Source organism: Paenibacillus gyeongsangnamensis, assembly GCF_027533625.1.
In the GTDB taxonomy this organism is placed as follows: domain Bacteria; phylum Bacillota; class Bacilli; order Paenibacillales; family NBRC-103111; genus Paenibacillus_G; species Paenibacillus_G gyeongsangnamensis.
On record NZ_JAQAGZ010000005.1, the window covers coordinates 123,290 to 135,751 of the forward strand.

13 protein-coding genes are annotated in these 12,462 nt (G+C 56.9%); 7 read left to right on the forward strand and 6 right to left on the reverse strand.

Annotation, left to right across the window (positions count from 1 at the left end):
* Positions 1 to 56 precede the first annotated feature (56 nt).
* Positions 57 to 920 carry a bifunctional 5,10-methylenetetrahydrofolate dehydrogenase/5,10-methenyltetrahydrofolate cyclohydrolase gene (locus tag O9H85_RS09275; protein WP_269881044.1) on the forward strand — a complete coding sequence of 288 codons (864 nt, stop codon included), beginning with the start codon at positions 57 to 59 and terminating at the stop codon, positions 918 to 920.
* Positions 917 to 1,561, forward strand: coding sequence for a cyclodeaminase/cyclohydrolase family protein (locus tag O9H85_RS09280; protein WP_269881045.1), 645 nt, complete (start codon positions 917 to 919; stop codon positions 1,559 to 1,561). The genes O9H85_RS09275 and O9H85_RS09280 overlap by 4 nt, the downstream gene beginning before the upstream one ends.
* An 11-nt stretch (positions 1,562 to 1,572) precedes the next feature.
* Here the strand turns inward: O9H85_RS09280 and O9H85_RS09285 are convergent, their stop codons facing one another.
* Positions 1,573 to 2,511 (reverse strand): RluA family pseudouridine synthase, encoded by a 939-nt coding sequence (locus tag O9H85_RS09285; protein WP_269881046.1) that lies wholly within the window; start codon positions 2,509 to 2,511, stop codon positions 1,573 to 1,575.
* A gap of 256 nt (positions 2,512 to 2,767) precedes the next feature.
* On the opposite strand from O9H85_RS09285, the gene O9H85_RS09290 reads away from it, so the two are divergent.
* From O9H85_RS09290 to O9H85_RS09300, 3 genes are all read left to right on the forward strand, one after another.
* Complete coding sequence (locus O9H85_RS09290; RefSeq protein WP_269881047.1) at positions 2,768 to 2,989, forward strand: hypothetical protein; 222 nt, start codon at positions 2,768 to 2,770, stop codon at positions 2,987 to 2,989.
* A gap of 150 nt (positions 2,990 to 3,139) precedes the next feature.
* Positions 3,140 to 4,951 (forward strand): B12-binding domain-containing radical SAM protein, encoded by a 1,812-nt coding sequence (locus O9H85_RS09295; RefSeq protein ID WP_269881048.1) that lies wholly within the window; start codon positions 3,140 to 3,142, stop codon positions 4,949 to 4,951.
* 420 nt (positions 4,952 to 5,371) lie between these two features.
* On the forward strand, positions 5,372 to 6,019 hold the full coding sequence (locus O9H85_RS09300) for a hypothetical protein (RefSeq protein ID WP_269881049.1): 648 nt from the start codon (positions 5,372 to 5,374) through the stop codon (positions 6,017 to 6,019).
* Between the two features lie 224 nt (positions 6,020 to 6,243).
* Here O9H85_RS09300 and O9H85_RS09305 read toward each other — a convergent pair whose 3' ends face one another.
* The 4 genes from O9H85_RS09305 to O9H85_RS09320 all read right to left on the reverse strand — a co-directional run bounded on the left by O9H85_RS09305 (position 6,244) and on the right by O9H85_RS09320 (position 9,657).
* Positions 6,244 to 7,209, reverse strand: a complete 966-nt coding sequence (locus tag O9H85_RS09305) for a type I phosphomannose isomerase catalytic subunit (protein WP_269881050.1) — start codon at positions 7,207 to 7,209, stop codon at positions 6,244 to 6,246.
* Between the two features lie 48 nt (positions 7,210 to 7,257).
* Entirely contained in the window at positions 7,258 to 7,842 is a 585-nt protein-coding gene (locus O9H85_RS09310; protein ID WP_269881051.1) for a tRNA (mnm(5)s(2)U34)-methyltransferase, read from the reverse strand.
* A gap of 22 nt (positions 7,843 to 7,864) precedes the next feature.
* The gene (locus O9H85_RS09315) at positions 7,865 to 8,608 is read right to left on the reverse strand and encodes a c-type cytochrome (protein ID WP_269881052.1); all 744 of its coding nucleotides are present in this window, start codon (positions 8,606 to 8,608) and stop codon (positions 7,865 to 7,867) included.
* A 101-nt stretch (positions 8,609 to 8,709) separates the two neighbouring features.
* Positions 8,710 to 9,657 (reverse strand): TIGR01212 family radical SAM protein, encoded by a 948-nt coding sequence (locus O9H85_RS09320; RefSeq protein ID WP_269881053.1) that lies wholly within the window; start codon positions 9,655 to 9,657, stop codon positions 8,710 to 8,712.
* Between the two features lie 198 nt (positions 9,658 to 9,855).
* Here O9H85_RS09320 and O9H85_RS09325 point away from each other — a divergent pair, with 198 nt between their 5' ends.
* Positions 9,856 to 10,416 carry a WGxxGxxG-CTERM domain-containing protein gene (locus tag O9H85_RS09325; protein ID WP_269881054.1) on the forward strand — a complete coding sequence of 187 codons (561 nt, stop codon included), beginning with the start codon at positions 9,856 to 9,858 and terminating at the stop codon, positions 10,414 to 10,416.
* Positions 10,417 to 10,558: 142 nt separating this feature from the next.
* Entirely contained in the window at positions 10,559 to 11,281 is a 723-nt protein-coding gene (gene trmB / locus O9H85_RS09330; protein WP_269881055.1) for a tRNA (guanosine(46)-N7)-methyltransferase TrmB, read from the forward strand.
* A gap of 62 nt (positions 11,282 to 11,343) precedes the next feature.
* Here trmB and O9H85_RS09335 read toward each other — a convergent pair whose 3' ends face one another.
* Positions 11,344 to 12,462 carry an MGDG synthase family glycosyltransferase gene (locus O9H85_RS09335; protein ID WP_269881056.1) on the reverse strand — a complete coding sequence of 373 codons (1,119 nt, stop codon included), beginning with the start codon at positions 12,460 to 12,462 and terminating at the stop codon, positions 11,344 to 11,346.

Below are 12,462 nucleotides of genomic sequence, written 5' to 3' on the forward strand. Positions count from 1 at the left end.
GCTTTTTTTCGTTTTAATGAATGTTTTGTAAGATTACAGGGATAGGAGACGGTTAAATGGCACAGCTGCTGAAGGCGAAAGAAGCGGCCGATCTGGTCTATGAGAACGTTGGACAGTGTGTAAGGCGATACCAAGAGCAGGGGATTCAACCTCATCTTTGTACGCTGCTGGTGGAGGGGGATCCGGCTTCGGCGTATTACGCGCAGGCCAAGTGCAAGCTGGCGGAGAAGCTCGGAGTGACGTTCAGCTTGCATACATTCCCCCGTGAGGTGACTCAAGCGGAGCTTACGAAGCTGATCGTTCAATGGAATGAGGATCCGGGGGTGCACGGCATTCTGCTGGAGCTCCCTCTGCCGCCAAATCTGTCCGCTGGCGCATTAGAACGCGTCATCTCTCCGGAGAAGGATGTGGATGGCGTTACTCCAACCAATAAGCTGGCTACCGTAACGGGATCCCCCGGCTTGTATCCGGCGACTCCGGAGGCATGCCTCCGGCTGCTCAAGCATTACGGCTACCGCCTGGAGGGCAAGAACGTGACGCTGATCGGCAGAGGCCAGACGGTCGGACTGCCGCTGTTCCATATGCTGCAGCGGGAGCAGGCTACCATCACCTTGTGCCATTCCCGGACGCCGGACATCGCCTTTCATCTCCGGCATGCCGACATCGCATTTGTGGCGGTCGGCCGCCCCGGCGTCGTTACGAAGGGAATTGTCCACCCGAAGCTCGTGGTGATCGATGCGGGAATCAACGAAACAGACGATGGCGCAATTGTCGGCGATGCGGCGGAGGACGTTAGAGAGGCCGTATCGGCCGTCTCTCCTGTACCGGGCGGGGTAGGTACGCTGACGACTGCGATCCTGTTCGAGAACTTAATGAAAGCCATCGCGCTTCAAGCCGATGCCAAGGAGGCGGGACGATGACGGAGCAGCGCTTGATTACCTGGGACAGCACACTTCGTTCTTTCCTCCGCGAAGCCGGAAGCGCTGCTCCGACGCCGGGCGGAGGGAGCGTCTCTGCGCTCGTCGGCGCGCTTGGCGCAGCGATGACCTCGATGGTTGGCCGGTTGTCGGAAGGAGAGAAGTATATCGCCATCCGGCCGTTAGTGACCGAGGTACTAAACGTCATGGAACAATTGTCGGCGCAATGCGAGACCTTGCTAATGGAGGATATCGAATCGTTCGAGCGATACATGCAGGCGCTGCGGCTCCCCAAAGCCACGGAGGAGGAGAAGGAAATCCGCATGCAAGCTTTGCAGCAGGCTGCAGAGGCAGCCGCACAGGTACCGGTGCGCATCCTGGAGGCATGCCGGGACGGGATCCGAAGCGCGGCCCGTCTGGCGGAAGCGTCCAATAAGAGCGTCGTTTCGGATTTGGGGATAGGGGCCATCCTGTTCGAGTCCGCAGCCCAGTCGGCTCTGCTCACGATCGAGATCAATCTGGCCGCTCTTCAGGATGCGGAATTCAAAGAACGGGTTGCCGGCCGGGCGTCCGCATTGATCCGGGAAATCACGGCTGTGAAAGAAGAAACTTTAGTTGCTGTAAGGCAGCGGATAATCGGCTGAAGGCACCCGTATTACCCTCTGCCCCGCGGACCCGGGGACGACTCACGGAAAGGCTTCAGGAACGGCTTCGGAATATCCGTTTCAAATCGCATCAGTTGCCCCGTCCTTGGATGAAGAAAGGCCAGGACGCGGGCGTGCAGGCCGAGTCTTTCGATTTCATTCGACTTGGAGCCGTACTTCTTGTCGCCGGCTACGGGATGGCCGATGTCCTGCATATGGACGCGTATTTGGTTCTTGCGGCCCGTTTCGAGGTGTACCTCCAACAAGGAGAAACTGCGGTTCGCCTGCAGCCTCTTGTAATGGGTGACGGCATGCTGGCCGTCGCCCGGATATGGGCTGGAGTACATCTTCAGCGTGCTGCTTTCCTTCAGCCAGGAGGTAATCGTTCCTTCGGATTTCTTCACTTGCCCATCCACCAGCGCCACGTAAGACCGCTCCTTCACAATCTCCTGCCAGTCGTTCTGCAGCGTCTGCTGCATAGCTTCACTTTTCGCGAACATCATCACGCCGGAAGTATCCCGGTCGAGTCGGTGCACTACGAAGATCCGATTTTTGGGGTTCTGCCGACGGACGTGGCTCATCAGCTGACGGTAAGCGGTCATGTCCTTCTCTTGCGGGGAGGCGATGGACAACAGTCCTTCCTGTTTCTGGATTACGATGATGTCGTCGTCTTCGTGCAGAAGGGTCAGTCCGACGAAAGGGGACGGCTCGATCACTTTGTCCTTGTTAATCCCAACCACATAGCCCGTTTCGAGTGGAAAATCGTAGGCCGTCACGACCTTATCGTTCACGGAAATCTGTCCGCGGGCGAGCATCGATTTCACGGAATTGCGTCCTTGACCGGCGAGCGTATGCAATAAAAAAGGCAGCAGCCCGGACGGTTCCTTGACCGTATACAGCCTTGTTTTGGCCGGCGCGCCTTGGGAAGGGTTCGCTTTCTTCTTGTGCATTAGAGCCTCCTGGTTTGTGAACATGCTTAATTTGCTTCCACTATACCATGGAACGAGCCGGTTCGCGAAACAAGATGCATTTATTTCATAATCATGGGAAAAGCTAATGCATGAGGCGGTGCAATCCGTGCAATTTGTGACAGATTACAAAACACCCGAGTTTTTTAACGAACCGTTGATGTTCCGCTAATCTTGCCTTAATGTTCGGAAGCTAACATAAGACCTGACCCCAAAACAGGAAAGGAAGCTGTGACAAATGATACTGTATCAACTGGCCAAGCGGCTCGAGCAGCGCAAGCGGCTGCAGCAAACGATCGACGTGACGGACGGGGATGTCAAGGCATTAATTACGCAGAAAGAACAAGTGGAAGAGCAGCTGCACACGCAAGCGGCCGTATGGTCCGAAGAAGGACAGGACGAATTTCTTCTGGCCAGCCTGACGCCGGATAACGAATGGCTCCAAGACACGATGCATTAAGCAGAAAATGGGACAACGGTTCCGTTTTCTTTTTTTTGTGTTGAAAAGGGAATCGGTGTAAAATAGGGGGAACTACGCCCATGCCGGATGCGCACCATATAGGCGCTTCAGGGCCTGGTAACCGAATGCAAAGAGGGTCCAAACATCGACATGAACATTGTGTTATCCACTTTAAACGCGAAATACATTCATACGTCGCTTTCGCTGCGTTATTTGAAATCGTTCAGCCGGAACGAATTTCCGAATATCGATATCGTCGAATATACGATTAAAGACCCCGCGATGAACATCGTTTCCGATCTGTACCAGCGGAAGCCGGACGTCGTCGGGTTTTCATGCTATATCTGGAACATCGAGGAAACGATTACGGTCATCGGGATGCTGCGCAAAATTATGCCGGAGCTGACGATCGTCCTCGGAGGTCCGGAGGTGTCGTACGACACGGAGTTTTGGATGGAACGCATCCCCGAGGTCGATTTCATCGTCGTCGGCGAAGGGGAGGAGACGTTCCTTCACTTGCTGAAGGAGCTGCGGGGAGACCGCGCGCTATACAGTGTGTTCGGCGCGGCCTACCGCAAGAACGGGCGCGTGATCGTCAACCCGCCGCGTCCCAAGCTTCAGCTGGATGCCATTCCTACACCGCACCGCTTCGCGGAGGACCAGCCGTCGCTGGCCAACCGCGTCGTTTATTTCGAGACGAGCCGGGGCTGCCCGTTCAGCTGCCAGTTCTGCCTTTCGTCCATCGAAGTGGGCGTACGGTATTTCGATATGGAGCGGACGAAGAGCGATCTGCTTTACTTAATCGAGTCGGGTGCGAAGCTGATCAAGTTCGTGGACCGGACGTTCAATATCAAGCGGGAATACGCGATGGAGATTTTTGAGTTCCTGATTCAAAATCATCGCGGCTGCGTGTTCCAATTCGAGATTACCGCGGACATTATGCGGCCCGAGGTGCTGGATTATCTCGCGGAGAACGCACCTCCTGGCATCTTCCGGTTCGAGATCGGCGTACAGTCGACGAACGACCTCACGAACAGCCTTGTGAAGCGCCGCCAAAATTTTGCGAAGCTGACACGGACCGTCACGAAGGTGAAGGAAAGCGGGAAGATCGATCAGCATCTTGATCTCATCGCGGGATTGCCGGAGGAGGATTACGGCTCGTTCCGCAAAACGTTCAACGACGTGTTCGAGCTAAGGCCGGAGGAGCTGCAGCTCGGCTTCCTGAAGATGCTGCGTGGCACGGGGATGCGCCACGATGCGGATAAGTACGGTTACGTTTATATGGACCGCGCCCCTTACGAGATCCTCGGCAACGACATCCTTCCGTTCTCCGACCTGATCCGGATCAAACGGGTGGAGGACGTGCTGGAGAAATATTGGAACGCGCACCGGATGGACCATACCGTCGAATATTTAATCTCTAAGGAATTCCCTTCGGCCTTTGATTTTTTCCAGGCGTTTGGGGATTACTGGGAGGGCAGAGGCTGGCAGAAGATCGGACACCAGCTGGAGGATCTGTTTACGCGGCTTCAGTCCTTCCTGGAGCACCGGGGCACGCCGGACATGGATGTAATTCAGGGGCTCATGAAGCTGGATTACTTCCTCAATCATAAATATAAGCCGCGCAAAATCTGGTGGGACTTTACCCTGGACAAGTCCCGGCAGGCCGACTATATGCTTCGGCTGGCCGAGCAGCCTGGCTCCGTATCGGAGTCGTTCGCGGCGCTGGGGCTCGAGGAGAAGGAGCTGCACAAGCACGCGATGATCGAGGTGCTGCCGTTCTCGCTGGAGCATTACCTGCAGGAGGGAGAGACGGACCGGTCGCAGCCGCAGCTGCTCGTCGTTTATTATCCGCCGGACGGCTCGGCGCGGGTGCGGACGTTCCTGGCGGATCTCGAGCCGGCCTCGCCGACCGTCGGAGGTTCAGTACAGCCCACAAAACGGCCGACGGCCGGGCGTTAATGAATGCAGGTTCGCTACAAAGGAACCTAGGTTCAGTAGCGTAGTGCCGGGCGCCAAGCGACAGGCTGTAGTGAACTTCCAGGTACATGGAGCGTACGCAGGCTCACTAGTAAGGAACGGAGGTTCAGTACAGCCCGCAAAACGGCCGACGGCCTGGCGTTAGTGAATCCAGGTTCGCTACAAAGGAACCTAGGTTCAGTAGCGTAGTGCCGGGCTGCCATGTAATAGACCGTAGTGAACTTCCGAGTACATAGAGCGTTCACAGATACACTAGTAACTGGAACGTATAGTGGTTCACTAGTTACGAACGGATCGTTCTTTTTTTAAGCCGGGTTTAAGCTTTCTGTCACAGCCTTGTCATAACTTGGGGATACACTAGCTCATGAAAGATTACTTTGAACGACCGGGAGGTCTATCCAAATGAGCATGAAAAAGACATGGATCACCGTTTCTCTGGGCGCATTGATTGCCGCCGCTTCGGTGGGTACGGCATTCGCCGCGGATGGCGGCATGGCTCCGGCTGCGGATCAGACGGCGGCGAAAACGGCCAAGCACGCCGCCGCCAAGCAGGCGAAGCAAGCCAAGAGGCAGGCAGCCAAACAAGCGAATCAAGCCAAGAAGCAGGCAGCTAAGCAAGCAGCCAAGGAAGCGGCCAAGCAGGCCAAGCTAGAGAAGAGAGCGTCAGCCAAAGGGCTTACGGCCGAGCAGCTGACGGCCCAGGCGAAGGCCCGCCAAGCGGCGTTGGAGGAAAAGGCGAAGGCTGCTGGCAAGACGGTCGAGCAGTATAAAGCCGACCAGAAGGTAGCCTATCAGGCCAGACTGGAGAAAGCGGCCCAAGCCAAAGGCCAGACGGTCGAGCAGTACCTTGCGGCGCAGAAGGCGAAGCGCGAGGAGCTGCAGCAGAAGGCGAAGGCGGCAGGCTTGACGGTGCAGCAGTACCAGCAGCAGCAGAAAGCCCAGCGCCAAGCTGCTTATGAGGCGAAGCTGGAAGCGAAAGCGAAGAGCAAGGGTCTTACTATCGAGGAGTACAAGCAGCAGCTCGCGGCGAAGAAGAAGCCGAAGGCGTAAGTTCCCGATCGAAGCGGGGGAAACGTTGAAGAAGAAGGGCCGGTACCCGAGGGGACCGGTCTTTTTAAGTTGATAAGACTTTATAAATTTTTGCAGCTTAATAGCTTCGAATCAACCTTGATAAACGCGCTGGTCCTTGTAAGACAAGGACGGTGCAGCCGTTTATCCTGGCTTGCGGCAGCAAAAAAACGTCCGGAGGACCGGACGTTTTTGCAATGGAAAGGCTATGGCAAATAGCTGCGGAGAACGGTCATGCTGCCGTCCAGCGAATAGTCGCCCAAATTGGCGGGAAGCAGGTAGCATTCACCCGGCTTTACCCGAAGCTCGCCGTCCGCCCAGCGAATCGTGCCTTCGCCGTCGCAAATGATGTGGATCACGAAGCTGTCCGTCGTCGTTTGCAGCTTCCATTCGCCGCTCACCCGGCCCTTCTCCGTCACGAAGAACGGAGAGCGCGCTAACGTCAGCCATTCGCCGGAAGCGTTCAGGTCCGTTTTCATGTAGGTTGCCCCGGCGCCTTCATAAGCAATGACGTTCAGCGAGTCCTCGACATGAAGCTCGCGTGGCTTGCCATCCAGTCCGAGACGGCCGTAATCGTAGAGTCGGTAAGTGCTGTCGGAGTTTTGCTGAATCTCCGCTACGAGAACGCCCGCACCGAGCGCATGTACCGTTCCGGCCGGAATGTAGAACGAATCGCCGGCTTCCACCGTCACTTCGTTCAAAGCATCCATGATGCGGTTCTCTTCGATCGCTTGGGCGAGCCGCTCCCGGGTTACGCCGTCCTTCAAGCCGTAAATGATCTTGGCGCCGGGCTTGGCGTCGAGAATGTACCACATCTCGGTCTTGCCGAGCTCTCCGGCGGGCAGACGGTCGTAATCGTCCGTCGGATGCACCTGCACGGATAGATCGTCCTGGCAATCCAGCAATTTGATCAGAAGCGGGAAGCGGCCGTTTTTCTTGGAAAAGCCTTTGCTGCCGAAGAACGCTTCGCCGTACTGCTCCCGTATTTGGTCCAGGCCCATGCCGGCTAGCTCGCCGTTCACCACCGAGGTCGTTCCGTTCGGATGGTCGCCGATCATCCAGCCTTCTCCGATGTGGCCCTCCGGCAGCTCGAGACCGAACTGCGCAAGCGCGCGGCCGCCCCATACTCTCTCTTTGAATTCCGGTTTACATTGCAGCGGATATGGTTTCAACGCTCTCCCTACTTTCTGCTATCTGTCTGGTTTACTACAGCGATTATATCAATCAATCTGCCGTTTTTCTACCGCAATCAGATAGGGAGGGCTGTTTTTCTGGTTGACAAAACGGACCTGCAGCGACTGATACAGACGCTGCGGAAGCTCCGCGGCCCAGCGTTCCACCGCTTCCGCCTCCGCTTGGCCTCCAGGGTGGCCGGTATACAATACGATCGTGATGATGCCTCCCTTGCGAAGCAGGCGGGCCGCTGCATCGAGCGCTGCAATCGTGGTGTCCGGCCGAGTGACGGTAGCATGGTCCTGCCCGGGCAGGTAGCCGAGATTGAACATGACCGCGGCCACGCTTCCATGCTGCTCGGCCGGTACCGCTTCCAGCATTTCGTCGTGGCTGCGCAGATGGAGGCGCACGTCGCGGTCCCCCAGCCGCTCCTTGGCGAGGCGGCCCGAGGTTTGCTCCAGCGCCTCCGCCTGAATATCGAAGGCGTGAACCGTACCGGAAGGTCCGGCGAGCCTTGCCAGGAAGGCGGTATCCACGCCGTTGCCCGCCGTAGCGTCGACGGCCGTCTCGCCCGGCTGCAGCCGTTCCTCTATCAATTTATGAGCGGTGCTGAGAATCGATAAAAATCCCACTTCGTTACGCCTCCGAGCTGTCTTATTTCTTCGTTGAAAGCCAAGCCGCCAGCGTTTCCACTTCTTCCGCGCTGAGCGCATCTTTGAACGAAGGCATCACTTTGCCGCCTCCGTTAATTTGCTCCGCAATTTGCGCTTTAGTTTTCCTCTCGCCGATCTTGGTTAAGTTGGGGCCGACGCCGCCTTCCAAATTGCCGCCATGGCAAGCCATGCAGTTTTCCTTAAAAATCGGCTCGGCCTTGGCGGCTACATCTGCCGCGGCCGGCTTTGGCGCCGGCTGCGGCGCGGGAGCTGGCGCCTTCGGTTGCTCCGCCTGCGGCGGGGCGCTTGGCTTCGCGGCGGCTGCGCTGTCCGGCTTCGCGGGCTCCGGCGCCGGCTTCGCCTGCGGCTGGGCCGCTTCCGCCGGCTTCGCGGCGGCTACCGGCGCCTTCGGTACCTCCGCCGGCGCGGCCTCCTGCTTCGGCGCAGGTGCAGCTGCCGGCGGAGCCGCCTCTTTCGGCGCCGCACTTGGCGCCGGCGGCGTGCCCCCGACCGTTCCGGCGCTTGCTGCCGCATCCGCCGCGCGGCTGCCGCCGCCCGCTTCACTGCCGGGGCCCGTCTTGCCGGCACCGCTCTCCGCCTTGGGCGGCGCGGCCAATCCCGCGTCCTTGCCCGGGGCGGCCGTCTGACCCGGCGGCGTATCAGGCGCAGCCTGCTTTTGGCTGCAAGCTGCCGCCATGACGACCAGCGCTCCGATCATGACAATCATCCAACCTTTATTCTTCATGGGCACCAGCTCCTTTGTTTACTCTCGATGAAGTAAACGCGCCCGTGCCCGGTTCGGTTCATGCGCCGGAAAATAAAGCGCCCTGCGCTTGCGCGCAAGGCTTAAGGGGTCCAGAGCTTGCCTTGCCATGTGTCGCGGCGGGCGAGCTCTTGATCGAACGCATTGAGCACTTCCCACTTCTTGAGGCTCCACATCGGTCCGATCAAAAGCTCCCGAGGCGCATCACCCGTCAACCGGTGAACGATCATGTCCGGAGGTAAAAACTCCAGAGTATCCACCACGAGCTTCACATATTCGTCTTTCTCCAGGAACTGAAGAAGCCCGGCTTCGTACTGCTTCACCATCGGCGTTTTCTTCATTAAATGAAGCAAATGAATTTTTATTCCTTGAACATCCATCCGGGCGACGGCGCGGCCGGTTTCAAGCATCATCTCATGCGTTTCCTGCGGGAGCCCGTAAATGATATGGGCGCACACCCGAATTCCGTGTCTTCGCAGCTTGGCCACCGCATCGAGATAGCACTGCGTATCATGGGCCCGGTTGATGAGCTCCGAGGTTCGCTCGTGCACCGTCTGAAGTCCCATCTCGACCCATAGATACGTTCTTTGGTTCAGCTCCGCCAAATACTCCACAACATCGTCCGGCAGACAATCGGGCCTTGTGGCGATGGAAAGTCCGACGACCCCGGGCTGCTGGAGGATCGCTTCATAATATTCGCGCAGCTCCTCCACGGGAGCGTAGGTGTTGGTATAGGCTTGGAAATAGCCGATATAATGGGCCTCGGGCCATTTTTGATGCTGCAGGTCCCGGATTTTGTTGAATTGGGTGACAAGATCGTCGCGGCGGCTGCCGGCAAAATCGCCGGAGCCTCTGGCACTGCAGAACGTGCATCCGCCGGCTGCGATCGAGCCGTCCCGGTTCGGGCAGGTGAAGCCCGCATCCAGCATGACTTTGAATACCTTGCCGCCAAACTGATTTCGCATCTCGTAATTCCAGGTATGAAAACGTTTATCCCCCCATAAACGGGGCTCTACCGTTGTGTTTTGCATCTCGTGTACACCTTCTTCCTATAAAACAAGCTCCGGTATAAACCGGGCTACCGATATATTTTAACGGAAAACGCAGCAAATAGCGAACTTCTTTCCATAGCAACATCCACCTATCTTCAGACGGGATAGGAACTTGCGGCAAAGCCCATGCTATGGTTGCAGCACACTACAGCAAGGCAGAAGGGAGCCAACTTCGACATGAACAAGTTTACCAAGACGGCAGCGGCTTTGGCATTGACGGCAGCTCTGGGTTTTAGCGGTCAAGCATTCGCGGAAACCACCCCTACGGGAACGGCCACCACTTCTTCTACGACAGCGGGGACCGGTACGTTGAATCCGACGGCAACGACTACGACGGACGGCACCGGGGTCAGCACCACAGCAACGACGACGGGTACGACCGGAACGACTGCAACCGGTACGACCGGCACTTACGGTACTACGGGTACGACCGGAACGGGTGCATACGGCACAACCGGAACAGGCACTTATCCTACCAACACCACCAATCCCGCAACCAATACGGCTAATACCGTCCGGAATTACAGCAACAATATGCTGGACCGGATGAACACTTATACTACCCCGACGGACCGTACGGGATACGGGTACGGCGGCAACTATAACACGACTTCTTACCGCGCTTATGCCGACGGCACGACTCGGACGGGAACGGGTTGGGGTTGGCTCGGACTGCTGGGTCTGATCGGACTTGCAGGTCTCCGCGGCCGTAACCGTGACGAAGGCAATATCCGATAATTCCCGCTTCCATGGTTAGAAGGAAGCGGGGCGTTTTAAGAACCGGCCGCGTCTGCCGCAGCAGCCCGGCCGGTCTTTCTTTTATCCGCAAATGGGAGTATAATCGATCAAGACATTAAGCAGTGGAGGAAAGATAGTCATTATGCGGTTAAGAGGACGTAAAGGAATTATAGAAGCGCTGGAGGCCCAGCCCGAACTGGTTGTGCTGGAGGCCGAGCGGTATCGCGGCCGATGGTCGGAGCTGTTCGGCAACGACCGGCCGATCCATGTGGAGCTTGGAATGGGCAAGGGGCGGTTTATCAGCCAGCTGAGCGCGCTCAATCCGCAAATCAATTACATAGGCGTGGATATGTATGATGAGCTGGTCCGGAGAGCCAGCGAGAAGGCGAAGCTGTCCCGTGAGGAGCACGACGGCGATCTTTCGAATCTGCGGCTCGCGCGGTATAATATTGAAGCGATTGAACGGATGTTTGCCAAGGATGAGATCGAACGCATTTATTTGAATTTCAGCGATCCGTGGCCGAAGAAGAAGCATGCCCGTCGCCGCTTGACGCATGCGAATTTCGTGAACAAGTACCTGGAGATATTGAACTCTCGCGGACAAATCCACTTTAAGACCGACTCCCAATCGCTTTTCGAGTTTTCCCTCAATTCCTTCGCAGATCTCGGGCTTCGGATGCGCCATATTTCCTTAAACCTTCATGCGGAAGGCGCGCGGACCGACCTGGTCATGACCGAATATGAGACCAAGTTCTTCGAGCGGGGCGAACCGATTCACCGGCTGGAGGTCGTCGTAGGGGAAGAGGCGCTGGCCGAGCATCTTAAGGCCCTTAAATCTTCCGATGAGGACAAGGAGCAAGAGTAGCTTCCAATACTAATAAACACAGCCCTTGAAGCTCTTCGAGAAGAGATCAAGGGCTGTTTGGCTTATTTTCTTAAAATGTTCATAACGGCCTGCGGGCAATTGGCCGGATTGTATCCGGCCGCAGCTCCCGTGAGCAGCTGCCGCTGCTGCACGACGTCCGGATAGCGTTCGATCAGGAGCTGGAGCCAGTGGTCGATCGTCTCAGCCGATTTGATCTGCTCCCCGAAGCCGTGCTGGGTGAAATACTGGAGATTCTCTTCCTCCTGCCCAGGGATCGGCTTGTAGAAAAGCATCGGAATCCCTTTGGTGAGTCCTTCCGTACAGGTCATGCCGCCTGGCTTCGTAATCAGCAGATCGGAAACGTCCATCCATTTATCGATTTCCTTCGTAAAACCGAGAAGGCGGATATTCGGATGACGGAACCGCTCGTCCGCGCTTAACGTCGACAATGCTTTTCCATTGCTGCCCAGGCAGACGACAAGCTGAATCCGGTCCCGCCACCGGGTTAGGTGATTCAGGAAGTTTTCCTGCTTCACAAGCCCCCATCCCCCGCCCATCACAAGCACGGTAGGCAGCGGCTGCAGGCAGAAGGCCGCGCGAAGCTCTTCCCGGTTATGCTGCGCCCAGAAATTCGGGTGAACGGGAATTCCCGTCACTTCGATGCTGCTTTCGGGAATCCCCCGGCGAAGCAGCTTCTCCTTTACTTCATTCGTAGACACCAAATATTTGTTCACTTCACGGCTGACCCAGGTCCCATGGACATCGTAATCCGTAATGACGGTGCATAAAGGGACATCCAGACCGATTCGCTTCAAGCGGCTGATGACGGCGCTGGGAAAAGGATGCGTGCAGATGATCGTGTCCGGCTGCAGCTGACGGATGATTTCCGCCGTCTGGGCGTAAAATATCCGGTGCAGCGCAAGCTGCGTCAACCGGTTGAGCGATTTTTTATATTGAGTTCGGTACATCAGACCGTACAGCTTCGGCTGGGTCGTTACCGTTTTACGGTATGCCGTGAAGATCAGCGGTGCCAGCGTCGGATGCAGGAACGATCCGAGCTCAAGAACGCGGGTCTGCACATCGGGAGCAAGCATGCGAAGGCTGTCGGACAATGCATGGGCCGCTTGCGTATGGCCGGCGCCGAACCCTTCGGATAACAATAAAACCCTCTTTTTCCGCAT